Below are 25,941 nucleotides of genomic sequence, written 5' to 3' on the forward strand. Positions count from 1 at the left end.
GTGTCGGAAGTCCCGCCTGCCCCGCGACGCCCGGCACGCACGCTCGCTGCGTTGTCCGGCTCGCCCGAGTACGTCCAGTACGAGGACGACCCTCTGCCCTGCGATCGCACGCACCGGACGCCACCGGGCCCACCCTTCGGGCGGACGGCGGGACTTCCGACACACGCCCCAGGCCGGCGGTGATCAGGGCCCCGTCGGGTCCGACGCCCCCGCCCGCTCATGAGGCCTCCGAGCGGTCCGCGGCCATGCCCGCCGCGTCCAGCAGGGCCATGCCCACGATCAGGTCCGCCCCGCCGAACTCCGGGTCGTCCAGCCGGGTCCCGTCGTCGACGGCGAACAGCAGGCGCCGCTCGCCCTGCCGGTACGCGGTACCGACCGGCGGGGATGCTGCGTGCACCGCAAGCAGGGCGACCAGATAGGGCAGGTCCGGATCGCTCCGCCGGGCCTCGGCGAGGAGCCCGGAGAGCCGGCGCGGTGCGTCGTGCTCCAGATCGAGGAGGTTCATGGCGCTCACCAGCTGCTCCTCGCTGAACCTGCTGTCGTCCGGGGTGGCGATCAGATCCGGCTCGGGCATCTCGGCCCCCAGATGCTCCCGCTCCAGGGGCGGGGTGAGCAGCATGTCGACCAGGTCACCCACCCGCACCGAGGTGGGCGTGCGCAGCCCCGTGCCGTGGGCGAAGAACGCGTCGGTGACGCGGATGGCCTGTTCGACCGGGAGCGGCAGCAGCGGGGCGACCAGCTGGCCGTACAGGTCGAGGCCGGTCCTGGCCGTGGGGGTGGCGAACGCCTGCCGGTCCTGCTCGGCACGGAACAGCGGTCCTGCCTCCAGCAGGCGGGACTGCAGCTGGGTGTGGCGGCGGATGCAGTCCTTGACTATGTCGACGAGCTCGGCGGCGCGGCGCTTGTGCTCGGGGTCCTCCGCCTCGTCCCGGGCCTTGCGGATGTTGGTGAGGATCGCGTTCTCGTGGCGGTAGCGGTCGGCCACGTGGTCCAGTGCCTCGGCGATCATGTCGGGCACGGCGTTGAGCCAGTCGACGGCTCTGACGTTGCGCCGGGTCGCCTCCAGTGTCTTGCGGAGCGTCTCCGCGTACTGCACGGTGCGGTATCGGGCCTGTTCGGCGGCGAGCTGCGCATCGGCGAGGCGGCCCCGGCTGATCAGTACCTCCAGTTTCACCTCGGCGGCGATCTGGGCACTGGTGACGTCCGTGTCGAGAGCGCCGACCAGGACGTTGACCGCTTCGTCGGTGGCCCTCAGATAGACGCTGCCGCCGTAACCGGGGACCTCTTCGATCAGCTTGAAGTCGTAGTCCCTGCGGACATACACCCCGTCGGGGCCGAACGTGCCATATACCGCGCGGAAGCCGCGGTCCACGCTTCCGACGTTGATCAGATTCTCGAGCACCCAGCGGGCGACCCGCTCGTGCTCCGCGGCGGGACGGCGCGGGGCCTGGGCAGCGACGCGCGGGAGCAGCTTGGCCACTATCTGCTCGTGGTCGGCGCCCGTGTCGAAGTCCATGTGCAGTGTGACCTGGTCGATCGCGGCGAGCGCGACCTCCGCCATCGCGTAGACCGTGTACTCGCCGGCCAGATTCGCCTTGCGCACGTCGAGGTCGTGCAGCGGCGCCGTGCAGGCGAGCGCGCGCAGCCGCCGGGAGAGCCCCTCGTCGGCGGCCGGGCCCGGCGCGGGCCGCGGCCCCGCGCTGAGCTGGGGCGCAGCGTTGTCCGTGTAGGCAGGCGAAGTCACGCTGCACAGATTAGGTCCTCACACCGACAACGGTCGAAACGGCGCAGAAGCGACCGGTTGCCGCGCTCCGTATCCTCCGCCGCCGGGTGTGCACAGCACCAGCACATCGCCGGGCGCCAGTTCGGCCGTGTCGCACCCTTCCAGCGAGGTGACCGTGTTCTTCCCGTCGGCTCGCTCGATGTGCTGGCTGCCCAGCGCGCCCGGTTCGCCGCCCGCCATGCCGTACGGAGGGACGCGGCGATGTCCGGTGAGCAGCGCCACTGTGACGGGTTCGAGGAACCGGAGTCTGCGCTCGACCCCGCAGCCGCCGTGCCACCGGCCCGCTCCCCCGCTGCCGTCCCGTACCCGGAAGCTCTCGACCAGGACCGGGTAGCGCCATTCGAGTACTTCGGGGTCGGTGAGCCGGGAATTGGTCATATGGGTCTGCACGGCGTCGGTGCCGTCGAAGCCGTCGCCCGCGCCCGAGCCGCTGGCCACCGTCTCGTAGTACTGGACGTGGTCGTTGCCGAACGTCAGGTTGTTCATGGTGCCGGAGCCCTCGGCCTGGATGCCGAGCGCCCCGTACAGCGCGCCCGTGACGGCCTGGGAGGTCTCCACATTGCCCGCGACGGTGGCCGCGGGATGGACGGGCGCCAGCATCGAACCGGCCGGGACTGAGACCTCCAGGGGCTTGAGGCAGCCGCTGTTGAGCGGGATGTCGTCGGCGACCAGGGTCCGGAAGACGTACAGAACCGCGGCCATGACGACGGACTTCGGGGCGTTGAAGTTCCCCGGCTGCTGCGGTGAGGTGCCGGTGAAGTCGACGATCGCGCTGCGGGCGGTACGGTCCACGGTCAGCGCGACCTCGATCACGGCGCCGTTGTCGGTCTCGTAGCGGTACGAGCCGTCGTGCAGCCGCCCGATGATCCGGCGTACGGATTCCTCGGCGTTGTCCTGCACGTGGCCCATGTACGCGTCGACGGCCTCGGCGCCGAACTGGTCCACCGTGCGACGCAGTTCCGCGATGCCCTTCTCGTTGGCGGCGATCTGGGCCCGCAGATCGGCGAGATTGGTGTCGGGGTCGCGGGACGGGTAAGCGGCGGTGGTGAGCAGCTCGCGGGTCTCGGCCTCGCGGAACCTGCCGTCCCTCACCAGCAGCCAGTTGTCGAACAGCACCCCTTCCTCGTCGATGGTGCGGCTGAAGGCGGGCATGGAGCCGGGGGTGATGCCGCCGATCTCGGCATGGTGGCCACGTGACGCCACCAGGAATCTCAGCCCCGACCCGTTCTCGCCGCGTTCGTCGAACACCGGGGTCACCACCGTCACATCGGGCAGATGGGTGCCCCCGTGGTACGGGTCGTTGATGGCGTACACGTCGCCGGGGCGCATCGTGGAGCCGTTGCGCCGCAGCACTTCCTTGATGGACTCCCCCATCGATCCGAGGTGCACCGGGATGTGCGGGGCGTTGGCGATCAGGTTGCCGTCCGCGTCGAAGAGCGCGCAGGAGAAGTCGAGCCGCTCCTTGATGTTGACGGAGTGGGCGGTGTTCTCCAGGCGCACGCCCATCTGCTCGGCGATCGACATGAAGAGATTGTTGAACACCTCCAGCATGACCGGGTCCACCCGCGTGCCGACGGCGGTCCGGTCGGGGCGCGGGCGGGCCCGGGTGAGCAGCAGATGGCCGGTGTCGCCGATGGTGACCTGCCAGCCGGGGTCGACGACGGTGGTGGCGTCGGCCTCGGCGATCACGGCGGGACCGGTCACGGTGTCCGACGGCTGCAGGGCCTCGCGCCGGTGGAGCGGGGTGTCCTGCCATCGGCCCTCGGCGAACATCCGTACCGTGTCGTGGGGTTGTGGTGTGCCTTCGCGGACCGTCCGGTCCACCGGGTGCGGTACGTGCCGGCCCGCCGCGCCGGTCGCCTCGACCGACACCGCCTCGACGAGCAATGGTCTGTCCATGATGAAGCCGTAGCGGGCGCGGTGCTCGTCAGTGAACGCCCGTGTCATCGCGGGCGCGGTGTCCAGGTCGACGGGCAGGCTCGCGTCCGTGCCGGCGTAGCGCAGGAGGACCCGGGCATGGGTGCTGATGGCGCTGTCCTCGAGGCCGTCGGCGCGCAGTTCGGCGCGTGTGCGGGCGGCCAGTTCCGCGCAGAGCGCGTCGACCGTGGTCGCGGTGCCTTCGGCGTCCAGCTCCGCTTCGACGGACTGTTCGCGCATGGCGGTGGCGTCGGCGAGTCCGATGCCGTACGCGGACAGCACCCCGGCCAGCGGTGGCACGAGGACGGTGTCGACGCCGAGTGCGTCGGCGACGGCGCAGGCGTGCTGACCGCCGGCGCCGCCGAAGCAGGTGAGGGCGTAGCGGGTGATGTCGTGGCCGCGCTCCACGGAGATCTTCTTGACCGCGTTCGCCATGTTGAGCACGGCGATCTCCAGGAATCCGGCCGCGGTCTCGGCTGCGGTACGTCGCGTGCCGGTGGCCTGTGCCACCTCGTCGGCGAGTGCCCCGAACCGCCGGCGCACGACGTCGGCGTCGAGCGGCAGGTTTCCCTCCGGTCCGAAGACTGCCGGGAAGTGCGCGGGCTGCACCCGGCCGAGCATCACATTGGCGTCGGTGACGGTGAGCGGCCCGCCCCTGCGGTAGCAGGCCGGGCCGGGGTCCGCGCCCGCGGAGTCGGGTCCGACCCGGTAGCGCCGGCCGTCGAAGTGCAGGACGGAGCCGCCACCGGCCGCAACGGTATGGATGTTCATCATCGGGGCGCGCATCCGGACCCCGGCCACCTGGGTGCCGAGCTCGCGCTCGAACTCGCCCGCGTAGTGCGAGACATCGGTGGAGGTGCCGCCCATGTCGAAGCCGATGACCCGGTCGAATCCGGCCTGTCCGGACGTACGGGCCATGCCGACGACCCCGCCGGCGGGACCGGACAGCACCGCGTCCTTGCCGCGGAAGTGCGCGGCTTCCCGCAGTCCGCCGTTGGACTGCATGAACATCAGCCGGACGGACTCCAGTTCGCCCGCGACCTCCTCGACGTACCGGCGCAGGATCGGCGAGAGGTACGCGTCGACGACGGTGGTGTCGCCGCGCGGTACCAGTTTGATCAGCGGGCTGACCTCGTGCGAGCAGCTGACCTGGGTGAAGCCTGCCTCACGGGCCGCGGCGGCGACGGCGGCCTCGTGGGCGGGGTGACGGTAGCCGTGCATCAGGACGACCGCCGCGCTGCGGAAGCCGGCCGCCCTCGCGGCTCTCAATTGCGCCGCCGTCGCAGGCAGATCGAGGGGGGTGAGGGTCCGGCCGTGCGCATCGATCCGTTCCGGGACCTCGATCACCCGGTCGTACACGGCCTCCGGCAGCAGGATACGTCGGTCGAAGAGGCGCGGACGGTTCTGGTACGCGATGCGCAGGGCGTCCCGGAACCCTGCGGTGGTGACCAGGACGGTCGGCTCCCCACGCCGCTCGAGCAGGGCGTTGGTGGCGACGGTCGTGCCCATCTTCACACTGCCGACCCGGTCGGCGGGGACCGGGTCGGTGGGACCGAGGCCGAGCATGAGGCGGATCCCGGCGACGGCGGCGTCGCGGTAGCGGTCCGGGTCGTCCGAGAGGAGCTTGCGGGTGACCAGGTGCCCGTCGGGATCGCGGCCCACCACGTCGGTGAACGTGCCGCCACGGTCGATCCAGAACTCCCAGCGTCCCGTCATCCCTCCATACTGACGCGCGGCGCGGACAACACGGACGCGACGTGCCGCCCCTCGGGCGTGACGGCGGCAAGCGCGCCCTGCAACGCCTGGTCGGAACGCCGGTCCAACTGCCCGCTCGTGCCGCGCGCCCAGTGCCGTACCTCCGCTCCCGCCAGGCACAGCAGCTGAGGCAGCAGATCGGTGCTCCGTCGCACCAGCCACCCGGTGCCCGCCGTGGCCAGCCAGAACAACGAGTCGGCACGGCTGGGCGGCGGCTGCTCCGGCTCGCGTCCGGGCGGGGCGCCGTGGACAAGACCGCGGGCGGCGAGCAGAGCGTGGAATCCGGCCGCGACCGATCGATGGCCGCGCTCGGCCGGATGGAGCCGGTCGACGCTCCACTGCGAACGGTCGGAGACCCATGCCCCGTCCGAGACGTGCAGATGGACGGCGTCGTAGCGGGCGGACAGGGCATGCACCACGGCATTCACCGCACTCTGGCGCCGGGCCAACGGGCGCCCCAGGGGTGCGGGCAGCCCGAGGACGGAACCGGGATCGGGCAGACACGCCGTCAGGAGTACGGCTCCGCCGCCGGTCAGGAGCGCACAGACCTCGTCCAGCCGCCGGGCGATGAGCCGGATGTCGAAGGAGCGGCGGAGGGTGTCGTTGACGCCGACGACCACGGAGGCGAGGTCGGGCCGGAAAGCGGCGGCGGCCGGAGCCTGCCGGTCACGGACGTCGCCGGAGAGCGAACCGCTGACGGCGAAGTTACGGAACTCGACGCCCCGGTGGCTGTCGCCGATGCCCTCGGCAAGCAACGCGGCCCAGCCGCGCCGGCCACCGGGGACAGGATCACCGACTCCTTCGGTGAACGAGTCCCCGAGCGCGGCGAACCGGATCGGGGAATGGGGGCTCCCGGGCGGGGCGGACGGTTCCGGCAGAGCCTCCGTGACCGGCGCGGCCACGGGCACCCTTGGCACGACCGGCACCGCCACGGCATCCTCTGCGCCGTCCGCCGGCGCCTGCACCCCCGTCATGTCCGCGCCCCCCGGATCCCGCCCCGCTCCGGCACCTCGTGCGCCGCCAGGAACGCGGCCACCGAGCGGTCCCAGCCGAAGAGTTCGGCACGTTGTCGCGCCGCCGTGCGCCGCTCCCTCTCCGGGCGCGCCAGCAGTTCCCGCACCGCCGCGGCGAATGCGTCGCCGGTGTCCGCCGCAGCCACTCCCGCACCGCCGATCACCTCCGGCAGGGCTGAACTCGCGCTCGCCACCACCGGGGTGCCGCAGGCCAGTGCCTCCAGGGCCGAGAGGCCGAACGTCTCGGCGGGGCCCGGCGCCAGGCAGATGTCGGCCGCGGCCTGCAGATCCGCCATCCGCTCCCGGTCGCGCACATGGCCCAGGAACTCGACCGGCAGCCGCTCCGCCCGTACCCGGCTCTCCAGCCCCGCGCGCAGCGGCCCGTCCCCCGCGACGAGCAGCTTCGCAGGTACGCCCAGGCCGTTCAGGACGGCGAGGGCGTCCAGGGCGCGGCCGGGACGTTTCTCCACCGAGAGGCGGGAGCCGAGCAGAAGCAGTACGGACCGGCCGTGCGCATGCCGGGCGCGCAGGACCGTGCTGCGGCGGCCGGGGCGGCAGCGCCGCAGGTCCACGCCGAGCGGGGCGCGGACCACGTTGCGGGCGCCGATCCGTATGAACTCGCGCTCCGCCCACTCCGTGGTGCAGACGATCCTCGTGTAGGCGTGAGCGCTGAGGATGTTGAGGCGGTCGGCGGCACGTCCGGCCGCGGCCGGCGGTACGCCCCAGGTGCGCAGCACCCCGTCCGCCGTCTCGTGGGAGACCATCACGGCGGGCACCCTGGCGCGGCGCGCCCACTCGCCCGTCCAGCGCAGGGTGGTGCGGTCGGAGACCTCCAGACGGTCGGGACGCAGCGTTCCGAGGAGGTCACGGAGCCTGCGGCGGCCGGCCAGCACACGGTAGCCGCCGCTGCCCGGCAGCACCGGACCGGGCAGGGTGATCACCCTGCCCTGCTCGGTGTACACATCGCCGGCTCTGTCGCCGGGGACGACGAGCACCGGCTCGTGCCCGGCCGCGAGGTAGCCGCGGCCGAGTTCGTCCAGGGCCGTGCGCAGTCCGCCGGAGGACGGGGTGACGAAGTTCGCCAGGCGGACGATGGTCGTTCCCCGCTCGCGCCCGGTCATGCGGCCACCGCCGGCCGGTCGCGCAGCACCTCGTCGTAGTGGCCGAGCAGCTGATCGCCGACGGCTTCCCAGGTGCGGCCCTCGACCATGGCCCGCCCGGTCCGCCCGTACGCCGCCGCTAGGGCCGGGTCCGCAACGAGTGCGCCGACGGCCGCCCGTACGGCATCGGTGTCGTGCGGCGGGACCAGCAGCCCGGTCCGCCCGTGGTCGACGAGATCGAGCGGTCCGCCCGCCGCCGGGGCGACCACGGGCAGACCGGAGGCCATCGCCTCCTGCACGGTCTGGCAGAACGTCTCGTACGGGCCGGTGTGCACGAACATGTCCAGCGAGGCGACGATCCGGGCGAGGTCGTCCCCGGTCCTGCGGCCGAGGAAGACGGCGCCGGGCAGAGCCGCGCGCAGAGAGGGGCCGCTCGGGCCGTCACCGACGACCACGACCCGCACCCCGGGCAGTCCGCAGGCCCCGGCGAGAAGTTCCACGTGCTTCTCCGGGGCGAGCCGGCCGACGTATCCGACGAGCTTCTCCCCGCCGGGGGCGAGGCGCCGGCGCAGCGCCTCGTCGCGCAGCGCGGGCCGGAACCGTACGGTGTCGACGCCACGCGGCCACAGCCGCACCCGCTCCACCCCGTGGACGGTGAGGTCGCGGACGGCGGCGGTCGACGGAGCGAGCGTGCGGTCGGCGGCGCTGTGCACGGCGCGCATCCGGCGCCAGGCGGTGTTCTCGCCGGCGCCGAGGTACGTACGGGCGTAGCCGGCCAGGTCGGTCTGGTAGACGGCCACGGTCGGCAGCCCCAGCCGGGCGGCGGCAGCCATGCCGCGGACGCCGAGCACGAACGGCCCGGCGAGATGGACGAGTTCGGCCCGGTGGGCGATGAGGGCCGCGGTCAGCCGGCGGCTGGGAAGCGCCACCCGGACCTGGGAGTAGCCGGGCAGCGGCAGGGACGGGACACGCACCACGGGGCACGGCGCGGCCGACGCGAAGAGGTCGGTGCCGCCCGAGGTGCCCGGGTACGGGGGTGAGGAGGAGCGGGACGTGGTCGTCGCGCCGGCGGTGGCCGGGGCGATGACGAGCGGTTCATGGCCGCGCGCGGCGAGATGCCGAGCGGTCTGCAGGGTGCAGTGGGCCACGCCGTTGACATCGGGCGGGAAGGACTCGGTGACGATGACGACACGCATACCCGTGTTGTCGTCGCACCGGACGTGACTGGGCCGACTTGGATCTTTCCCCCCGGGGAACGTCCCATGAGCGTTGGACGTCCGTGGGCGGGTACGCCGCGCTCCCCCGAAGCGCTGCGTCCTGCTGTGCGTGGAGCGGGTCAGACAGCGGGGGCGTCAGGCCCGATCCTGCTGCGTACCGCGGTCTGCACCTCGGCCTCCTCGGCCGGGTCGGCGGCCAGTCGGCGCAGCCGTTCGGCGACCCTGATGTCGCCGGTCTCCGCATGGAGTGCGGCGACCTCGCGGGTGGACTCCTCGCAGTCCCACAGGCATTCGACGGCGAAGCCGGTGGCGAAGGAGGGGTCGGTGGCGGCGAGCGCGCGGGCCGCCCGGCCGCGCAGATGGGAGGAGGACGTCTCCCGGTAGACATGGCGCAGGACGGGTGCGGCGCAGGCGATGCCCAGTCGGCCCGTGCCGTCGACCAGGGTCCACAGGCGCGGTGCGTCCGGTCCTTCACCGCGTACGGCGTCGCGCAGGGCGGCGAGGACGAGGGAGGCGTCCTCGGCTCCGCCCCGGCAGGCGAGCACACCGGCGGCGGAGGCGCCGAGCGCGTCGGGCCGTCGGGCCCAGTTCCTGGCCCGGTCCACCGCCGCGTCGCCGCACATCCGCTCGAAGGCGGCGACGGCCGCGTCGGCGACGGTGCTCGACGGGCTGACCGCCGCGGCCTCGATGAGGTCGAGGACAGCGGGGTCCCTGACCTCGGAGAGGTAGTGCAGGGCAGCGCATCGGGCGCCGTCCGGACCGCTGCGGGCGGTCTCGACGATCAACGGCCGGTCCTCGGGACCGGCGACGGCAGTCAGGCAGCGCGCGGCCGGTACGTGGAGGACGCTGCCGCGGTCCAGTCCCTGCTGGGCCCAGTCGAACACGGCCTGGACGCTCCAGCCGGGGCGTGGGCCGCCGGGCCGCATCTGCCGCTGCCAGCGGTCGAACGAGCCCTGTTCGGAGGCGGCCCTGACCCGGGCGCCGACCGCTTCACGCGGGTCGTCGGCCCACAGCCGCCAGGGCCGGGGTTCGAAGGCGTCCCGTACGGCGGCCGCGAGTTCGGCGGCGCCCTCCTCGGTGGCGGGGAACCGGCCGAGGACGGGCACGGCGAGGGAACGGAGCCCTGCGTCGTCGTCACGCAGGGCCAGCTCGTCGAGAGCCCACGCCCAGTTGGCGCCCGTCGCCGCGTACCGCCGCAGCAGGGCCAGGGCGTCGCCGCGTCCGTACGAGGCGAGGTGGCCGAGGACCGCGAGGGCCAGGCCGGTCCGCGAGTCGTCGGTGTCGATGTGGTCGTCGGGATCGCAGAGGTGCCGCTCGATCTCTTCGACGCCGCCGTCGAGGTCGAGATACAGGCGTGCGTAGTAGAGGGAGCGGTTCTCGACCTGCCAGTCGTGACGCGGATCGCTCAGGACACAGTGGTTGAGCGCCGCGAGGGCCTCGGGGCGCGGTGCGGCAAGCGCGTGGAGCGTGCCGTCGCCGCGGCCCCTCTGCAGCAGGCCGAGCAGGGTGCCGCTCGGCGCTATGAACGGATCGAACATGGGAGAAGCCTCACATCAAGCTGTCGACGCAACCGGGACTGTGCAGTTCCAAGTGCCGGGTGGGCACTACGCCGCGCAGCAACATGATCGGCCGACCGCCGTCTTCTGCTTGCTGTAGACCATCTTCCTCTGCCTCTCGTCGGTGGCCCGAATCGGGCCCGCGACGTCATGATGACCCAGCCATTTCGCCACCGCGACCACATTTACGGCGAACCCGTTCAACGGGAGCCGAAGAGTTCCAGCAGGTCGGCCTTGCCGAACATGCGTGCGGTGTCCGTTGCGGACGGTGTGCCGGCGTCCGGGTCGGCGCCCGCGGCGAGCAGCGCCTCGATCACCGCGCCCTCGCCCTTGAAGACGGCTCCGGCGAGCGGCGTCTGCCCGCGGTCGTTGGCCCGGTCCGGGTCGGCTCCCCGGCTCACGAGGGCGGCGACCGCGAGGGCGTGCCCGTGGTACGCGGCGAGCATGAGCAGCGAGTCGCCCCGGTCGTTGGTGAGGTTTGCGGGCACACCGGCGTCCACGTACGCGGCGAGCGCCTCGGTCTCCCCGCGGCGCGCCAGGTCGAAGACCTTGGTCGCCAGCTCGACGACCTCGGGGTCGGGAGCTTCGCTCATCGGACGGACCGCCTTCCATTAACGGGTTTCGCTGCTGTCGGCCAGGGGGGTGGTACGCCGTGGGGGCCGTACGAGTGAATCGACAGGGTACTGCTCCGCGGCGCACATGCCGCGACCTGGCCGCGGCAAAGGATCGCGTCGCGCGAGGCCGGAACGGTGCGCGGAACCGGAAGTTCCGTCCGCACCGCGTTCCCCTGTCGGCCAGTCCAGTGAAAAAAACGAGTTTTCACCCAATTGCAGCTTTTATCCTATAGATACTTTTTGTGAGCCTGGAAGGACTCATGGTGACTGTCCCCCAAACAGGAGAACCACTCATGAACCTTTCCATGTCTGGCGTCGTCATCCTCGGCATCATCGTCTTCCTGTTCTTCAGGAAGGACGGACTGAAGGGCTCGCACGCTTTCGTCACCGCCCTGTTCGGCTTCTATCTGGCAGGCACCGCCATCGCACCGAGCATCACGGCGGGCGGCGCGAGCCTGGCCAGCCTCCTGGGCGGGATCAAGTTCTGACCCGCCGCGACCGCTCCCACCCCTTCAGGAGAACCGACGTGGCCCGGCGACCCCTTCCCCGCATTCTGAGCAGCGGCAGCGCTTCGATCGCTCGCAGTCGCGAGTTCGCGCGCACGGCCGCCGGCAACGCCACCGACGTCCTCCATCCGCTGATCAGGGTCGTTCGTGGTCTGCGGCTGCTGGCGGGTGCGGGACGGCAGAAGTGGGCCGCGACGCCCAAGGAGCGGCGTAATCCCATCCTGTTCCTCATCGCGGCCTGCGTACTCGTGGTGGTGCTCATCCCGTACGGGCCGCTGCTCGCCCTGGTCACTGTGATGGGCGCCGCCGCATGGAAAGGGCGGGAACGCACGCCCGCGAGGACCGGTCCCGGCAAGGCCGAGACGGGGCGGCTGCAGGCGCTGTACGAGGCGCTCGTGCCGTACTTCTCCGTCGCCGATGACCCCAGCCCGCTGTTCGCCCACGGTGGCGACTGGGCCAAGGCGTTCAGCGACTACGAGTTCGACGGCGACGGGCGCGTCACCCGGCTCCACGTCTCGTACCCCGCACACTTCACCGACAGCGAGGCCGCCTCCCGCACCCGGATCGAACAGCTGCTGCACGCCAAGTCAGGCCGTGGCCGCGAGTACCACTTCGCCTGGAACGAGGAGGGCAACCAGCTCGTCATGAACGTGCTCGACGCACTGCCCACCTCGATCGCCGCACAGCGTTTCGTCACCGCGCCGGGCGAGACGGTGCTGGGATTCACCGACAACGACGCGGTACAGCGCACCGTGCCGGTGACCGACGGGGACACGACCCGGGACGCGCCCCCGGTGGTCTGGCGGACCGGCGCCCGCTCCACCGAGCCGCATCTGCTGATCGTCGGACAGCCCGGCGGCGGCACCACCACGCTGATGCGCTCCATCGCCATCCAGGCGCTCCAGCACGGCGACGTCCTCATCATCGAAGGCAGCGGAACCGGTGAGTACGCCTGCCTGACCGGGCGCGCCGGCGTGCTGGCCATCGAGTGCGGACTGGCCGGCGCACTGACCAGCCTGGAGTGGGCAGCCCATGAGACGGAGCGGCGGCTGATCGCCGCCAACCGGGCCCGGCAGGCGGGGCACTCCGCGCCCGAGGACACCAGGCGCCCGCTCTGGATCCTGCTGGACCGGCCCAGCGTCCTCGGTCATCTGGCGGCCGCCGACGGCAGGCCCGACCCGCAGGAGCTGCTGCAGGTACCGCTGCGGCACGGCCGCGCGGCCAATGTCACCGTGGTGCTGGCCGACCAGTTCGACAGCCTGGACACGCTCAGCGAGACAGTACGGACCCACACCAGAGCCCGCGTCGTGCTCGGCCACAGCTCCCGCGACCAGATCGAGACGGTGCTCGGCCTGGAGCCGCACACCACACCGACCCCGGACGTCCCGCCCGGCCGGGGGTACGTGCGGCTCGGTACCGGTCCGGTGCTGCGGCTCCAGGTTCCGGCCACGCCTGATCCGTACGACGACGCGACGAGCGAGGCGCACCGCCAGGCGGTGCTCGATCTCCTGCCCACGGGGCAGACGCCGCCCGAGGCGACCGTTCCGGATCCGGCGACTCCGGCGACTGCGACCCCTTTGACCCCGCAGAACGCACTGACCGCGGAGATCGCCCTGACCCCCGAACAGATGTCGCTCAGCGACTAGGTGTACTGACCCGTGAGGTTGGGGACGCACGCTCGCTGTGTTGTCGGGCTCGCCCGAGTACGTCCCGTACGAGGACGACCGCCTTGCGATCGCACGCACCGGACGCCGCCGGGCCCACCCTTCGGGCGGACGGCGGGACTTCCGACACACGCCCTGGGCGCGGAAGGGGCGGGGAGGGATCGCGCGATCCCTCCCCGCCCCTTCCCCTGTGCCTCGGCCGTCAGGCGACGAACGTGCGAGGCGCCTCCGCTCCCGCGCTCGCCCCCGACCCCACAAGCTCCGCCGCCGCCGCGAGCCGTACCGCCGCCTCGTCCGCCACCGGACCGCCGACCGTGAACGGCAGCCGTACGTACCCCTCGAAGGCGCCGTCGACGCCGAATCGCGGACCGGACGGCACCCGCACCCCCACCCGCTCGCCCGCCACGGCCAGCCGTGACCCCGAGAGTCCGCCGGTGCGCACCCACAGCGTCAGCCCGCCGCGCGGCACCTGGAACTCCCACTCCGGCAGCTCCCGGCGCACCGCCGCGACCAGCGCGTCCCGGTTCTCCCGCGCCTGACCGCGGCGGAGCTCCACGGCCTCCTCCCAGCCCCCCGTGCGCATCAGCCAGTTGATGGCGAGCTGTTCCAGCACGGGTGTGCCCATGTCGGCGTAGGCGCGGGCGGAGACCAGACTGCGGATCACGTCCGGTGCGGCCCGCACCCAGCCGATCCGCATGCCTGCCCAGAACGCCTTGCTGGCCGAGCCGACGGTGAGCACGGTGCTGCCCGCCGGGTCGAACGCACAGACCCGGCGCGGCATCTCGACATCGACGTCGAGGTACAGCTCGTTCATGGTCTCGTCGACGACCAGGACCGTCCCGGCGGAGCGGGCCGCGTCCACCAGGGCCCGCCGCTGGCTCTCGTCGGCGAGCGCGCCGGTGGGGTTGTGGAAGTCCGCCACGACGTACGCGAGCCGGGGCGCCGCGTCGCGCAGCACCTGCCGCCAGCGGTTCATGTCCCAGCCGCCGATCCCCTCCTCCATCGCCACCGGCACCAGCCGGGCGCCCGCCTCCCGCATCAGCTGAAGGATGTTGGCGTACGAGGGGGACTCCACGGCGATCCGCTCGCCGCGCCCGGCGAAGAGGTGGCAGATGGCGTCGATCGCGCCCATCGCACCGGTGGTGACCATGATCTGTTCGGGCATCGTCGGGATGCCGCGCTCGGTGTAGCGGTCGGCGATCATCTGCCGCAGCGCCGGCAGCCCGGCCGGATAGTCGCCGTGGGTGTGCGCGTACGGCGGCAGCTCCTCCAGGGCGCCCTGGACGGCGCGGGTCAGCCAGGGTTCGGGCGCGGGCAGCGAGGCACAGCCCAGGTCGATCATCGAACCGAGCGACTCCGGGGGCAGCGGTTCCAGGCCGCGCGCGGGCAGGGGGTTGCCTGCCGGGACCGCGGTCCAGCTGCCCGCGCCGCGCCGGGACTCCAGGAATCCCTCGGCCCGCAGCGCCTCGTAGGCGGCGGCAACGGTGGTGCGGCTGACGGACAGGGCGAGCGCCAGCTCGCGTTCGGCGGGGAGCCGGGCGGCGACCGGCACCCGGCCCTCGAGGACGAGCAGCCGGACTCCGTCGGCGAGCGCGCGATAGGCGGGGGGCCTGCGGGCGCCGGGGCCCATCGGCTTCTGCTGCTGGGCCTGGAGCTGCCGGGCGAGCTGCGCGGCACCGACGGCCGAAGTCCACTGCGCCATGTAAATCAGTCCACCTTCCTCGGATTGGCCATAGTTGGCAGCCAATCCCCTGCCACAGAGTGTCATGCGGCAGTCCACCACCACCACACGAGGGAGCACATCTTGTCCGTCACCGCCGTCCCCCGCCGGGCGCATCTCACACGGCGGCTGATGCAGCTGTACGTCGGTCTGGCCCTGTACGGGGCGAGCTCGGCGCTCATGGTCCGCGCCGGGCTCGGACTCGAACCCTGGGGGGTGCTGCACCAGGGCCTCGCGGAGCGAACCGGGCTGTCCATCGGTGTCGTCGCGATCATCGTCGGCGCGGTGGTCCTCCTTCTGTGGATACCGATGAGGCAGCGTCCCGGGCTCGGCACGGTCTCCAATGTCTTCGCCATCGGCCTCGCCATGGACGGCACACTCGCCCTCGTCCCGGAGTTGCACGGTCCGGCGGCCCGGATCGTCGTCATGGTTGCGGGGATCGCGCTCAACGGTGTCGCGACGGGGCTGTACATCGCGGCACGGTTCGGCCCCGGGCCGCGCGACGGCCTGATGACCGGACTGCACCGGCGCACCGGCCGCTCCGTCCGCCTGGTCCGTACGGCGATCGAGGTGGCCGTGGTGGCGACCGGCTTCCTGCTCGGCGGCTCCCTGGGCGTGGGCACGGTTCTGTACGCGCTGTCCATCGGCCCGCTCGCCCAGCTGTTCCTGCGCTTCTTCGCGGTCCCCGAGGCGAAGCCGGCCGACGAGACCGTCGCTCCCGCGCCGGAGTCAGGCACCACCGCCGTCACCGTCCGGCCATCGGAGGAGGCCATACTGCCGCAGTGACCTCTGCACGCCACCCTTATCTGGACCATCCCGCGACGATCCCGTTCGCCCACCGAGGCGGAGCGGCGGACGGGATCGAGAACACCACGGCCGCGTTCCGCCGGGCCGCCGATGCCGGTTACCGCTACTTCGAGACCGATGTGCACACGACATCGGACGGACGTCTGGTCGCCTTCCACGACGCCACCCTGGACCGGGTGACGGACGCCCGTGGCCGGATAGCCGACCTGCCGTGGAGCGAGGTGCGGCGGGCCCGGGTGGCAGGCCGTGAACCGCTGCCGCTGTTCGAGGAGTTGCTGGAGGCGTTTCCCGACGCCCGCTGGAACGTGGACATCAAGGCCGAGCCGGCCCTTGTCCCGCTGATCGACCTGATCCGCCGGACCGACGCCTGGGACCGGGTGTGCGTCGGTTCGTTCTCGGAGGCCCGGGTGGCCAGGGCTCACCGCCTCGCGGGCCCCCGGCTGGCCACCTCGTACGGCGTCCGCGGCGTCCTGGGCCTGCGACTGCGCTCGTACGGCATACCGGCCGCACTGCGCGCCGGAGCGGTGTGCGCGCAGGTCCCGGAGAGCCAGAACGGAGTCCGGGTGGTCGACCGGCGCTTCGTCCGGGAGGCCCATGCGCGCGGGCTCCAGGTCCATGTCTGGACGGTGAACGAACCGGAGCGGATGGCAGCTCTCCTCGATCTCGGTGTGGATGGCATCATGACCGATCACATCGAGACGCTGCGCACGGTGCTGAGCGAGCGGGGGGCCTGGGCCTGACGCCGGCCCGGCGGCGTCCCCACGGGGAGATACGAGGGGGGTGCGGGTTGAGCGCCGAGACCGCCGACACCGCTGAACCGACGCCGGAACGCATCAACGACGGTGCCGACGCCGCGGACCGCAGACGCGAACAACGCGGCTGGTACTTCTACGACTTCGCGTGTTCGGTCTACTCGACCAGCGTTCTCACCGTTTTTCTCGGCCCCTATCTGACGTCGATCGCCAAGGCCGCCGCCGACGCCGACGGTTTCGTGCACCCGCTCGGCATCCCGGTGCGCGCGGGTTCACTCTTCGCCTACGCGGTCTCGATGTCCGTCGTGGTGGCGGTGGTGGTGATGCCGATCGCGGGTGCCGCCGCCGACCGCACGGGCCGCAAGAAGCCCCTGCTGGCCGCCGCCGCGTACGTGGGGGCGGCCGCGACGACCGGGATGTTCTTCCTGGACGGCCACCGTTACCTGCTCGGCGCGTTCCTGCTGATCGTGGCGAACGCGTCGATCTCGGTGTCGATGGTCCTCTACAACGCGTATCTCCCACAGATCGCCGAGCCCGAAGAACGCGACGCCGTCTCGTCCCGGGGCTGGGCCTTCGGCTACACGTCGGGGGCGCTCGTCCTCGTCCTCAATCTGGTCCTCTACACGGGCCACGAGTCATTCGGTCTCTCCGAGTCCGACGCGGTACGGATCTGCCTCGCGTCGGCGGGGGTCTGGTGGGGAGCCTTCACGGTCGTACCGCTGCGACGGCTGCGTGACCGGCGGGTGGCGCCGGGCGGTGAGGGCGCGGTCGGCTCCGGCTGGCGGCAGCTGCTCGCGACCCTGCGCGACATGCGCCGCCATCCGCTCACGCTCTCGTTCCTGCTCGCCTATCTCGTCTACAACGACGGCATCCAGACGGTGATCTCCCAGGCGTCGGTGTACGGCTCCGAGGAGCTGGGCCTCGACCAGACATCCTTGATCACGGCCGTGCTGCTGGTGCAGGTGCTGGCGGTGGCCGGGGCCCTGGGCATGGGCCGGCTGGCACGGGTGTACGGCGCGAAGCGCACGATCCTGGCCTCGCTCGTCGTCTGGACCCTGATCCTCGTCGCCGGATACTTCCTGCCCTCGGACGCCCCGGTCTTCTTCTATCTGCTGGCCTCGGCGATCGGCCTGGTCCTCGGCGGCAGCCAGGCACTGTCCCGCTCGCTGTTCTCCCATCTGGTGCCCCGCGGCAAGGAGGCGGAATACTTCTCCGCGTACGAGATGAGCGACCGCGGACTGAGCTGGCTGGGGCCACTGGTGTTCGGTCTCGCGTATCAGCTGACCGGCAGCTATCGGGATGCGATCATCTCTTTGGCAATCTTCTTCGCTGCCGGTTCCGTGCTGCTCGCGAGGGTGCCCGTGCGGCAGGCCGTTGCGGCTGCGGGGAATCCCGTTCCTGAACGGATTTAGACGTTGAAGTGAAAGGCCGGTAGTGTACGCCTTTGGCCTGCCCGGAGGACCGTTACTGCGAGTGGAAGAAGCCGAACCGTTGGGTGACAACTTCTGCCGAATGTGACAAACCGGGCAATGTTGGGTACCCAACTCTGAAAAAGCAGCGGCACGACGGGCGACGCATGACCGGCAACGGGAATCTTTGCCGCCGACCGGACGTTGACCGGATGACGACGACAGCGACACCTGTCCTGTGGGCGACAAGCCCGGGAGGCACGATTCATGAGTGAGCGAGCTCTCCGCGGCACGCGACTCGTGGTTACCAGCTACGAGACGGACCGCGGCATCGATCTGGCCCCGCGCCAGGCGGTGGAGTACGCATGCCAGAACGGACATCGATTTGAGATGCCGTTCTCGGTAGAGGCGGAAATTCCGCCGGAGTGGGAGTGCAAGGCGTGCGGCGCCATGGCACTCCTGGTGGACGGGGATGGCCCCGAGGAGAAGAAGGGCAAGCCTGCGCGTACGCACTGGGACATGCTCATGGAGCGGCGCACACGCGAGGAGCTTGAGGAGGTGCTGGCCGAAAGGCTGGCGGTTCTGCGCTCCGGAGCCATGAACATTGCCGTGCACCCGCGGGACAGCAGGAAGTCTGCCTGACCGCGCGACACCGCAGAGAGACAGAGCCGCGGGCGGGGCGGGGGGCGCGGGGGCGGCCCCCGGCCGTGACACACCGAGCGTGTGTCACGGCCCGCGGCTCTGTCGCGTCCCACTGGGTGCCGTGGGCGTCCTGCGGCCTGCTCTTCCGTCGCCGGGCGGCGTTCGGGTTCGGTTTCTCCGTCCCGGGCGTGCATGCCGGACAGGGGAACTCGAGCCCGTCCGGCGACTGAGGACAGCCGTTCGGACGGGGGCCCGTTCAGGTGCGGTTTCGGACGAGGACCCCTCAGGGGGTGAGCGGGGGGCGCGGGCCGCTGTCGGGGCGCGGGCCCGGCTGAGTCTCCGTGTCGCGGATGACCTCGCCCTGGACGACCTTTCCGTCCGGACGGTGGATCCGGGCCTGCTGGAACGCATCGGAGAGGCTGCCGGGGGCCCCGGTGCGCATACGGCGATCCAGGGACCGCTCCGCGTACCGGCCGAGCGTCGCGCGGACCGGCGGCACCAGCAGCAGGAGTCCCGCCACGTCGGAGATCATCCCCGGGATGATGAGCAGCAGCCCGCCGAGCATCAGGAAGCCATTGCCCTTGCTGCCCGACGGGGCGGTGGACGGCGCCGCGGCCTCGCCGGGCCGGCCCGGCATCCGCTGGAGCGTCTCGGTGAGGTTGCGGAAGGCCCGGCGGCCGGCCGCCTTCATCACCGCGGCCCCGAGTACGACGCCCCCGATCAGGAGCAGCAGTACGGTGAACCCGCCCGCCACGTCCGCCACCAGGGTCAGCAGCCAGATCTCCAGCACTGCCCAGGCGGCGATGGCGAGGGGGACGAAGGTACGGGCGCACGAGCGCCTCGGTGCGGTCGGGGGCGGGGTGCCGGTCGTCATGGTCCCCAGTGTGCCTGGACGGACGTCCAAGCGGGACAAGGGGGTGATCAGGAGGACTTGCGGCCCAGGACCCGGTTCGTACGGGCGGTGACGCCCCAGGCCGTGACCCGCCACAGCGCCTCGACGAGGATGTCGCGGCTCATCTTGGAGTCACCGATCTCGCGGTCCACGAAGGTGATCGGGACCTCGACGACGTGGTATCCCGCGTCGATGGTGCGACGGGCCAGATCGACCTGGAAGCAGTACCCCTGGGAGGCGACCTCGTCTAGGCCGATCCCCTTCAGGGTCTCCGCCCGGAAGGCCCGGTAGCCGCCGGTGACGTCCCTGGTCCGCAGTCCGAGCAGCAGCCGGGAGTAGGTGCTGCCGCCGCGGGAGATCATCTCGCGGGACTTGGGCCAGTTGACCACGCGCCCGCCCGGCACCCAGCGGGAGCCGAGCACCAGGTCGGCACCCTTGAGGGCGGTGAGCAGCCGGGGCAGTTCCTCGGGCTGGTGGGAGCCGTCGGCGTCCATCTCCACGAGGACGCCGTAACCGTGGTCGATGCCCCAGCGGAACCCGGCGAGGTAGGCGGCGCCGAGCCCTTCCTTGCCCTTGCGGTGCAGGACCTGGACGTGGCTGTCGGCGGCGGCGAGCTCGTCGGCTATCTTCCCCGTGCCGTCGGGACTGTTGTCGTCGGCGACCAGGATGTCCGCGTCCGGTACCGCGGCGCGCACCCGGGTGACGATCGGCTTGATGTTCTCGGCCTCGTTGTAGGTCGGGATGATCACCAAGGCTCTGCCGAGCGGGCCGTATCGCCTCTGACCGCCGTCGTTCACTTACTGCCCCTCACGTCCGTACACAGGTGCACACCATATCGATCGCATCAGGGCCGGAGGCCGACGCGGTAGGCACCTGTCGGGCAAGCGCCCGGACAGAAGGAGGAAAGTACGGACAGAACTGCGGATCGGGGCCCGGCGCCCTTCGGGCCGACCTGGGGCCCGCTGGCTGCGGGTCGACCGAGAGCCGTTGTCTACTGAACGTCCGGGCCCCACCCGGGTCACACCCGCCGTCCGGTTCACACCTTCCCTCGCCCCCGAGGCGCGGGCGCTGAACCTGGCTGTCAGTGGTGGTGCGCCGGTGCGGCACACCACCCCATGACCCAGCGGCGTTCGACGACTGCGTGGAGGTTTAACCGGTCGGACGTCCTGTGGTGGACTCGGCCGAACCTACCGGCCCGTGGGCGCCTCCTGTCAATACCCGTCTGACCTGCGATGTTTACCGAAGTTGCCTGGTCAGTACCGGAGATACGCAGGTCGCGGGGAAGCGGGGGCGCCTTCAATCGGCGGTACGAAATATCGGGACGTCACTCGTTCGGCCGCACGTAGACAGTTTGTCCGAAGATCACAGTCCGCAGACAGACCGGGAGGTCGCCGCCCGGGGTGAGATCCGGCAGGCCGGGCGTCCCGGACCTCGGGTCGGTCGACCAGCGGGCGACCCGGTCGTCGGGGGCCTGGACCACGAGCTCCTCGGTGCGCCAGACCGCGTAGTCGGCGGGGGCGCCGGGAACGAGGGTGCCCGCGTCGTCGCGGCCGACGGCCCGCCAGCCGCCCCTGGTGTGCGCGGTGAAGCCGGCCCGTACGGAGATCCGGTGCTCCGGCGTCCGGTGGAACGCAGCGGCCCGTACGGTCCCCCACGGGTCCAGCGGGGTCACCGGGCTGTCCGAGCCGAAGGCAAGGGGCACACCGGCCCGCAGGAGGCCCGCGTACGGGTTCAGGGTGCGGGCCCGGTCGGCGCCGAGCCGCTGGGCGTACATGCCGTCCTCGCCGCCCCAGGCGGCATCGAAGGCGGGCTGGACCGAGGCGGTCAGCCCCAGCTCCGCGAAGCCGGCGATCGTCTCGGGGGTGAGCATCTCGGCGTGCTCGACGCGATGACGTGCGGCCCGGATCCGGGGCAGCCCGAGCGTCTCGGATGCGGCCCGGACCCCTGCCACCACGGCGGAGACCGCCGCGTCGCCGATGGCATGGAAACCGGCCTGCAGACCGGCCTCGGTGCAGGCGGTGACATGGGCGGCGATCTGCGCGGCGTCCAGGTGGGCGGCGCCCCTTCCGCCGGCCGGTCCGTCGGCGTAGGGCTCGTGCAGGCACGCGGTGTGCGAGCCGAGGGAACCGTCGACGAAGAGGTCACCGGCCGCGCCGATCGCGCCGAGTTCGCGGATCCTGAGCGCATCCTTCTCGTCCGCGACCTGCTCGGCCCAGTAGCCGAAGACCCGCGGTCCCGGTCGCCCGGCGGCGAGCTTCAGCAGGGCGGTGAAGTCCTCCTCGTCGGAGATGTCGGGTCCGCCACACTCGTGAAGGGTGCCGATGCCGAGCGAGGCGGCGTGGTCCAGGGCGGCACGCTGCGCCTCGGCACGCTGCTGCGGCGAGATCGCGCCATGGGCGGCGGAGCGCACGGCGTGGTGGGCGGCGCCGGTCAGCGGGGCGTCGGGGCGGTAGCCGGCCAATGCGGTGACGCCGGGAACCAGATCGAGGAGGGCGGTCGTGACGACGGCGGAGTGCACATCGATCCGGGGTAGATAGAGCGGTCGGCCGCCGGCTGCGGCGTCGAGCTCGGCGCGCGACGGAGGCCGCTGCTCCGGCCAGCGCGTCGCGTCCCAGCCATGCCCGAGGACGACCCGGTCAGTGGGGTGCGCGGCCGTGTACGCGCGTACGAGGTCGAGGGCCTCGGCAAGGGTGCGAGCGCCCGCGAGGTCCAGGCCGGTGAGGGCGAGGCCGGTCGAGGTGGTGTGGACGTGCGCGTCGGTGAACGCGGGAGTGACCAGGGCCCCTTCGAGGTCGATCACTTCGTCGACGCCGCTCGCGAAGGCGTCGGCGGCCCCTTCCGACCCCACCCAGGCGACATGGCCGCGTTCGACGACCATGGCGGTGGCGAAGGGATCGGCGGGACTGTGGACGTCTCCACCGCGCAGCAGCACGGTGCGGTGTTCGCTCTGGGAGGCGGTGCTCTCGGTCATGGCACCAGTCTCGCCCTTGTTCGGAGCGGCGCCGTCCGCGCCCCCCTCAGATCTGCGGGGGGCGTGCCTCGTACGGGGTGGAGAGGACGACCGTGGTGCGGGTGGAGACCCCGGCCAGCGAGCGGATCCGGGTCAGCAGATGCTCCAGCTCGAGCGGGGTCGCGACGCGCACCTTGAGGATGTAGTTCTCGTCGCCCGCGACGCTGTGGCACGCCTCCAGTTCCGGTACACCGGCGAGCCGCTCGGCGATGTCGTCCGGCGCGCTCGGGTCGAACGGCTTCACCGAGATGAACGCGGTGAGGGGCAGCCCGACGGCCTCGGGGTCGACGACCGCGGCATAGCCCCGGATCACCCCGCGCTGCTCCAGCCGACGGACTCGCTGATGAACGGCCGAGGTGGACAGGCCCGTGGCCTTGCCCAGGTCGGTGTAGCTCATCCGCCCGTCCTTGACGAGCAACTCCACAATCTGACGGTCCAGCTCCTCCATGCGGATCAACCTATGGCCCCAGGTCCCTCCAGGCACAGTCGTAGGGCCCCCGAACAGGGCACCTGCAGGGGGCATGTGACGAATGCCACAGGTTTACGGATGGGTAGCCGACGACCTCGCGGTTACGGCGGATGCGCGACGGGAAGTGCTTGCTGTGGTCGAGGCCGTGGCGCCTTGCCGGCCCACCCGAGGGGGAGAATCTCCATGCAGAGCCTGAAGCTCACCGGACGTACCGAACCGGAGCCTGTTGAACCCGTCGAGGACTCCGCTCCCGACGCGTACGACACTTTTGAGATGTACCGGGTGATCTGCCCGGACTGTGCGCAGCCGATCGCGCTACTGGCCGACGAGGATGTGCTGCCGGAACACGCGCTGTGCCCGACGCCGTGGAACCCGTTCGTCCTCACGGTGTGCGCCGGAACCGGTCGCGATGCCGCGCAGGCACGTCCGGCCGACGAGTCGCTCGAGCTCCAGGAACAGGAGATGGGACTGCTGCTGACGCTCCCGCAGGGGCTCGACTGGAGGATGCAGCCGTTCTCGCACGCCGGTGGCGCGGGTTCGCGCCCGCTGCGGGTACCGCACCAGATCCGCCGCAACGCCGCCTGAGACACCCCGACGCCGCCTGACGCGTATCGAAGGCGGTGACGGGCGGCGACTCTCCGTCTGCCGGATTCCTCCGGCAGACGCCGGCACAGGCGTGCTGCACCACGACGGCCGGGCCGGCGTGGTGCGCGCGATCGAGCCACGCCCACGCGGCAGGGGAACCTGGCGAACGGGCGCTCGAATCCTCGCAGCAGTGACCCGGCCCCGCCCCACGGCGTTGGCCCTGCATGACCCTGCTGCAATCCACGGCCGGCCCCGGTCGTCGCCGTCTCGCCGCTCCGCCCCCCGAAGAATCGGTTCCGCAGCCCGGTTCGCAGCCGGTGCCCCCCTCGGCCTCCAGCCCGTCAGCGCCGCGCGCGGTGCCGCATACGGCGGATCCGCCCATCTACCGGGCGATGCTGAGCCATTGGGAGTCCACCGGCAGGACCCTGCCGGGCCGCCATGACCAGGAGTGGAACCGGATCATGACGACGCCCGTGTGGTCGGACCGGCCGTTGCGCCTCAGCGGGTCTCGGGACCCGCGAGGTGGCGCGCGATGACCATGCGCTGAATCTGATTGGTTCCCTCGACGATCTGCAGCACCTTGGCCTCGCGCATCAGCCGCTCGACGGGGAAGTCGAGGGTGTAGCCGTAGCCGCCGAGCACCTGGACGGCGTCGACGGTGACCCGCATGGCCGTGTCCGTACAGAACAGCTTGGCCATGGCCGCCTGCCGGGAGAACGGCCTGCCCGCGTCGCGCAGCCTCGCCGCCTCCAGATAGAGCGCACGGCCCGCCTCGATCTGGGTGGCCATGTCGGCGAGCATGAACCGCAGCCCCTGGAAGTCTGCGATGGGGCGGCCGAACTGCTGCCGCCCGGTGGCATATCCGACGGCCTCGCCCAGGGCAGCCTGCGCGACGCCGATGGCGCAGGCTGCGATGCCGAGCCGCCCGGAGTCGAGTGCGGACAGGGCGATGGCGAAACCCTGCCCTTCCTCACCGATCCGGCGGGCGTCCGGCACCCGTACGCCGTCGAAGTGCAGCTGGGCGGTGGGCGAGCCCTTCATGCCCATCTTCTTCTCGGGGAGGGCCGCGTTCAGCCCCTCGGCGTCGCCGGGGACCAAAAAGGCGGTGATGCCGCGGGCACCCTCGACACCGGTCCTCGCCAGAACCGTGTAGAAGTCGGCGATACCGCCGTGGGTGATCCACGCCTTGGTGCCGGTGATGACCCAGTCGTCGCCGTCACGTACGGCCTTCGTGCGGAGCGAGGCCGCATCCGAGCCCGAGGCCGGCTCGGAGAGGCAGTAGGCACCCAGCAGGCCACCTCCCAGCATCGCCGGCAGGTGTTCCGCCTGCTGCTCCTTGGTGCCGTATCCGGCGAGCGCGTGGCAGGCGAGCGAGTGGACGCTGACGCCGAGGCCGACGGTGAGCCGGGCGGCCGCGAGCTCTTCGAGCACCTGGAGGTAGACCTCGTAGGGCTGGTCTCCGCCGCCGTGAGCGGAGTCGTACGGCAGACCGAGCAGTCCGGATTCGGAGAGCAGGGTGAAGACCTCGCGCGGGAACCGGCCCGCGTCCTCCTCCTCCGCCGCGTTCGGCGCGATCTCCCGCTGGACGATGTCGCGGACGAGCGCGACGAGCTGCCTGGACTCCTCGGTGGGCAGACGACGCTCCACCAACTGCGGGGCACGGTCGGACATGACGGCGCTCTCCTCCCTGTCGGGCGTTGCGGCGGCGCGCGCGCGGGGTGTGAGCGGCTCCGCCGGGGGATCTCCGGACCGGGGCCCGGAAAAGCACTAGTACCCAAACCGCTGCTGCCCTCCCGGATTACGAGAGTTGCTGGCCAGCGGCCGTGGCGGGTCGAGTATGCCCGATCGGACGGTATCCGTCACGGGGTGACAGAGGGGGTGCCCGGACGACCCGGGCGGGGCCGGACGACCAAGGGAATGGTCCGAACCATTGACCCAACTGGCCTAGTCCATCTACGGTTCCGGGTGAACCGGCTTTTCTGCGTTCATGCCAAGTCTGCGGCGGGGTCATTCGCGTACCCGCATCGAAACTGCTACTCGGTATCGGGTTCTACGGGCACGGCCGGACGGGTGTGACGCAGGACTGGCCGGGCGGCACGGCGACCGGCGCCGACCGATGGAGCTACGACACCCCGGCCACCATCGCCACGAAGATTCAGTACAAGAACCAGCAGGGCCCGGGCGGCGCCTTCTTCCGGGAGCTCGGCGGTGACACCGCCGACGGCGAGCCGACCAAGGCGATGGACTGACGGCTGCGGATCGACGCGGGAAGGGGCGGAGAGCCGGGCAGGCTCCCCGCCCTTCTGTGTGCGCCGGGCGCACCACGGTCACATGAGGCCGAGCTGGGTGAAGAACATGGCGATGACGACGACGAGCGTCCAGCCCAGGAGGTTCTCCACCAGCCCGGACCGGTCCTCGGGACCTCCGGTCCGTGCACGGCGGCGGGCAGTGATGGTTGCGGCGGCGGTCGCGGTCATGGCATCCCACTCGGTCGGCTGGCAGTGAACGTCCCCCGGTGACCCGACCACAG

21 protein-coding genes and 1 pseudogene are annotated in these 25,941 nt (G+C 71.7%); 8 read left to right on the forward strand and 14 right to left on the reverse strand.

Features of this window, described 5'->3' with window-relative positions:
• Window positions 1–217 precede the first annotated feature (217 nt).
• From ACFU8W_RS12555 to ACFU8W_RS12585, 7 genes are all read right to left on the reverse strand, one after another.
• The gene (locus tag ACFU8W_RS12555) at window positions 218–1,744 is read right to left on the reverse strand and encodes a hypothetical protein (protein ID WP_384035406.1); all 1,527 of its coding nucleotides are present in this window, start codon (window positions 1,742–1,744) and stop codon (window positions 218–220) included.
• 18 nt (window positions 1,745–1,762) lie between these two features.
• The gene (locus tag ACFU8W_RS12560; protein ID WP_384035408.1) at window positions 1,763–5,416 is read right to left on the reverse strand and encodes a hydantoinase B/oxoprolinase family protein; all 3,654 of its coding nucleotides are present in this window, start codon (window positions 5,414–5,416) and stop codon (window positions 1,763–1,765) included.
• A complete protein-coding gene (locus tag ACFU8W_RS12565) occupies window positions 5,413–6,429 on the reverse strand; it encodes an SGNH/GDSL hydrolase family protein (protein WP_384035411.1) in 1,017 nt (338 codons plus the stop codon). The genes ACFU8W_RS12560 and ACFU8W_RS12565 overlap by 4 nt, the downstream gene beginning before the upstream one ends.
• Window positions 6,426–7,589 (reverse strand): glycosyltransferase, encoded by a 1,164-nt coding sequence (locus ACFU8W_RS12570; RefSeq protein WP_384035414.1) that lies wholly within the window; start codon window positions 7,587–7,589, stop codon window positions 6,426–6,428. The genes ACFU8W_RS12565 and ACFU8W_RS12570 overlap by 4 nt, the downstream gene beginning before the upstream one ends.
• Window positions 7,586–8,764: a glycosyltransferase family 4 protein gene (locus ACFU8W_RS12575; protein ID WP_384035417.1), complete on the reverse strand. Its 1,179-nt coding sequence runs from the start codon at window positions 8,762–8,764 to the stop codon at window positions 7,586–7,588. Before ACFU8W_RS12575 ends, ACFU8W_RS12570 begins: the two co-directional genes overlap by 4 nt.
• 140 nt (window positions 8,765–8,904) lie before the next feature.
• Window positions 8,905–10,323, reverse strand: coding sequence for a HEAT repeat domain-containing protein (locus tag ACFU8W_RS12580; protein WP_384035420.1), 1,419 nt, complete (start codon window positions 10,321–10,323; stop codon window positions 8,905–8,907).
• A 218-nt stretch (window positions 10,324–10,541) separates the two neighbouring features.
• Window positions 10,542–10,934 carry an ankyrin repeat domain-containing protein gene (locus tag ACFU8W_RS12585; RefSeq protein ID WP_384035423.1) on the reverse strand — a complete coding sequence of 131 codons (393 nt, stop codon included), beginning with the start codon at window positions 10,932–10,934 and terminating at the stop codon, window positions 10,542–10,544.
• Between the two features lie 314 nt (window positions 10,935–11,248).
• Here ACFU8W_RS12585 and ACFU8W_RS12590 point away from each other — a divergent pair, with 314 nt between their 5' ends.
• Window positions 11,249–11,443, forward strand: a complete 195-nt coding sequence (locus ACFU8W_RS12590) for a hypothetical protein (protein ID WP_266988092.1) — start codon at window positions 11,249–11,251, stop codon at window positions 11,441–11,443.
• 38 nt (window positions 11,444–11,481) lie between these two features.
• Window positions 11,482–13,107 (forward strand): hypothetical protein, encoded by a 1,626-nt coding sequence (locus ACFU8W_RS12595; RefSeq protein WP_384035426.1) that lies wholly within the window; start codon window positions 11,482–11,484, stop codon window positions 13,105–13,107.
• Between the two features lie 220 nt (window positions 13,108–13,327).
• Here the strand turns inward: ACFU8W_RS12595 and ACFU8W_RS12600 are convergent, their stop codons facing one another.
• Complete coding sequence (locus ACFU8W_RS12600; RefSeq protein ID WP_345511898.1) at window positions 13,328–14,827, reverse strand: PLP-dependent aminotransferase family protein; 1,500 nt, start codon at window positions 14,825–14,827, stop codon at window positions 13,328–13,330.
• Between the two features lie 102 nt (window positions 14,828–14,929).
• Between ACFU8W_RS12600 and ACFU8W_RS12605 the strand changes: the two genes are divergently transcribed.
• The 4 genes from ACFU8W_RS12605 (at window position 14,930) to ACFU8W_RS12620 (ending at window position 18,455) form a co-directional block, all read left to right on the forward strand.
• Window positions 14,930–15,631 (forward strand): YitT family protein, encoded by a 702-nt coding sequence (locus ACFU8W_RS12605; RefSeq protein WP_384035429.1) that lies wholly within the window; start codon window positions 14,930–14,932, stop codon window positions 15,629–15,631.
• A complete protein-coding gene (locus tag ACFU8W_RS12610) occupies window positions 15,628–16,392 on the forward strand; it encodes a glycerophosphodiester phosphodiesterase (RefSeq protein ID WP_384035432.1) in 765 nt (254 codons plus the stop codon). Before ACFU8W_RS12605 ends, ACFU8W_RS12610 begins: the two co-directional genes overlap by 4 nt.
• A gap of 47 nt (window positions 16,393–16,439) precedes the next feature.
• On the forward strand, window positions 16,440–17,816 hold the full coding sequence (locus ACFU8W_RS12615; protein ID WP_384035435.1) for an MFS transporter: 1,377 nt from the start codon (window positions 16,440–16,442) through the stop codon (window positions 17,814–17,816).
• A 264-nt stretch (window positions 17,817–18,080) separates the two neighbouring features.
• A complete protein-coding gene (locus ACFU8W_RS12620) occupies window positions 18,081–18,455 on the forward strand; it encodes an RNA polymerase-binding protein RbpA (protein ID WP_007262928.1) in 375 nt (124 codons plus the stop codon).
• A 283-nt stretch (window positions 18,456–18,738) separates the two neighbouring features.
• On the opposite strand, the gene fxsA is transcribed toward ACFU8W_RS12620, so the two are convergent.
• The 4 genes from fxsA to ACFU8W_RS12640 all read right to left on the reverse strand — a co-directional run bounded on the left by fxsA (window position 18,739) and on the right by ACFU8W_RS12640 (window position 22,805).
• Entirely contained in the window at window positions 18,739–19,329 is a 591-nt protein-coding gene (gene fxsA / locus ACFU8W_RS12625; RefSeq protein ID WP_384035437.1) for an FxsA family membrane protein, read from the reverse strand.
• Window positions 19,330–19,376: 47 nt separating this feature from the next.
• Window positions 19,377–20,144 (reverse strand): polyprenol monophosphomannose synthase, encoded by a 768-nt coding sequence (locus ACFU8W_RS12630; protein WP_345511904.1) that lies wholly within the window; start codon window positions 20,142–20,144, stop codon window positions 19,377–19,379.
• Between the two features lie 527 nt (window positions 20,145–20,671).
• Window positions 20,672–22,318, reverse strand: coding sequence for an amidohydrolase (locus tag ACFU8W_RS12635; RefSeq protein WP_384035441.1), 1,647 nt, complete (start codon window positions 22,316–22,318; stop codon window positions 20,672–20,674).
• Window positions 22,319–22,364: 46 nt separating this feature from the next.
• The gene (locus tag ACFU8W_RS12640) at window positions 22,365–22,805 is read right to left on the reverse strand and encodes an Lrp/AsnC family transcriptional regulator (protein WP_024493538.1); all 441 of its coding nucleotides are present in this window, start codon (window positions 22,803–22,805) and stop codon (window positions 22,365–22,367) included.
• Window positions 22,806–23,009: 204 nt separating this feature from the next.
• Here ACFU8W_RS12640 and ACFU8W_RS12645 point away from each other — a divergent pair, with 204 nt between their 5' ends.
• On the forward strand, window positions 23,010–23,411 hold the full coding sequence (locus tag ACFU8W_RS12645) for a hypothetical protein (RefSeq protein ID WP_266988076.1): 402 nt from the start codon (window positions 23,010–23,012) through the stop codon (window positions 23,409–23,411).
• Between the two features lie 498 nt (window positions 23,412–23,909).
• Here the strand turns inward: ACFU8W_RS12645 and ACFU8W_RS12650 are convergent, their stop codons facing one another.
• On the reverse strand, window positions 23,910–25,082 hold the full coding sequence (locus ACFU8W_RS12650; RefSeq protein ID WP_384035444.1) for an acyl-CoA dehydrogenase family protein: 1,173 nt from the start codon (window positions 25,080–25,082) through the stop codon (window positions 23,910–23,912).
• A 344-nt stretch (window positions 25,083–25,426) separates the two neighbouring features.
• Here ACFU8W_RS12650 and ACFU8W_RS12655 point away from each other — a divergent pair.
• A pseudogene (locus tag ACFU8W_RS12655) lies at window positions 25,427–25,660 on the forward strand (chitinase); the annotation flags it as partial.
• A 78-nt stretch (window positions 25,661–25,738) separates the two neighbouring features.
• Here ACFU8W_RS12655 and ACFU8W_RS12660 read toward each other — a convergent pair.
• Window positions 25,739–25,888 carry an SCO1431 family membrane protein gene (locus ACFU8W_RS12660; protein ID WP_345511906.1) on the reverse strand — a complete coding sequence of 50 codons (150 nt, stop codon included), beginning with the start codon at window positions 25,886–25,888 and terminating at the stop codon, window positions 25,739–25,741.
• Between the last annotated feature and the right edge of the window lie 53 nt (window positions 25,889–25,941).

This window comes from Streptomyces sp. NPDC057565 (genome assembly GCF_042801455.1).
In the GTDB taxonomy this organism is placed as follows: domain Bacteria; phylum Actinomycetota; class Actinomycetes; order Streptomycetales; family Streptomycetaceae; genus Streptomyces; species Streptomyces yanii.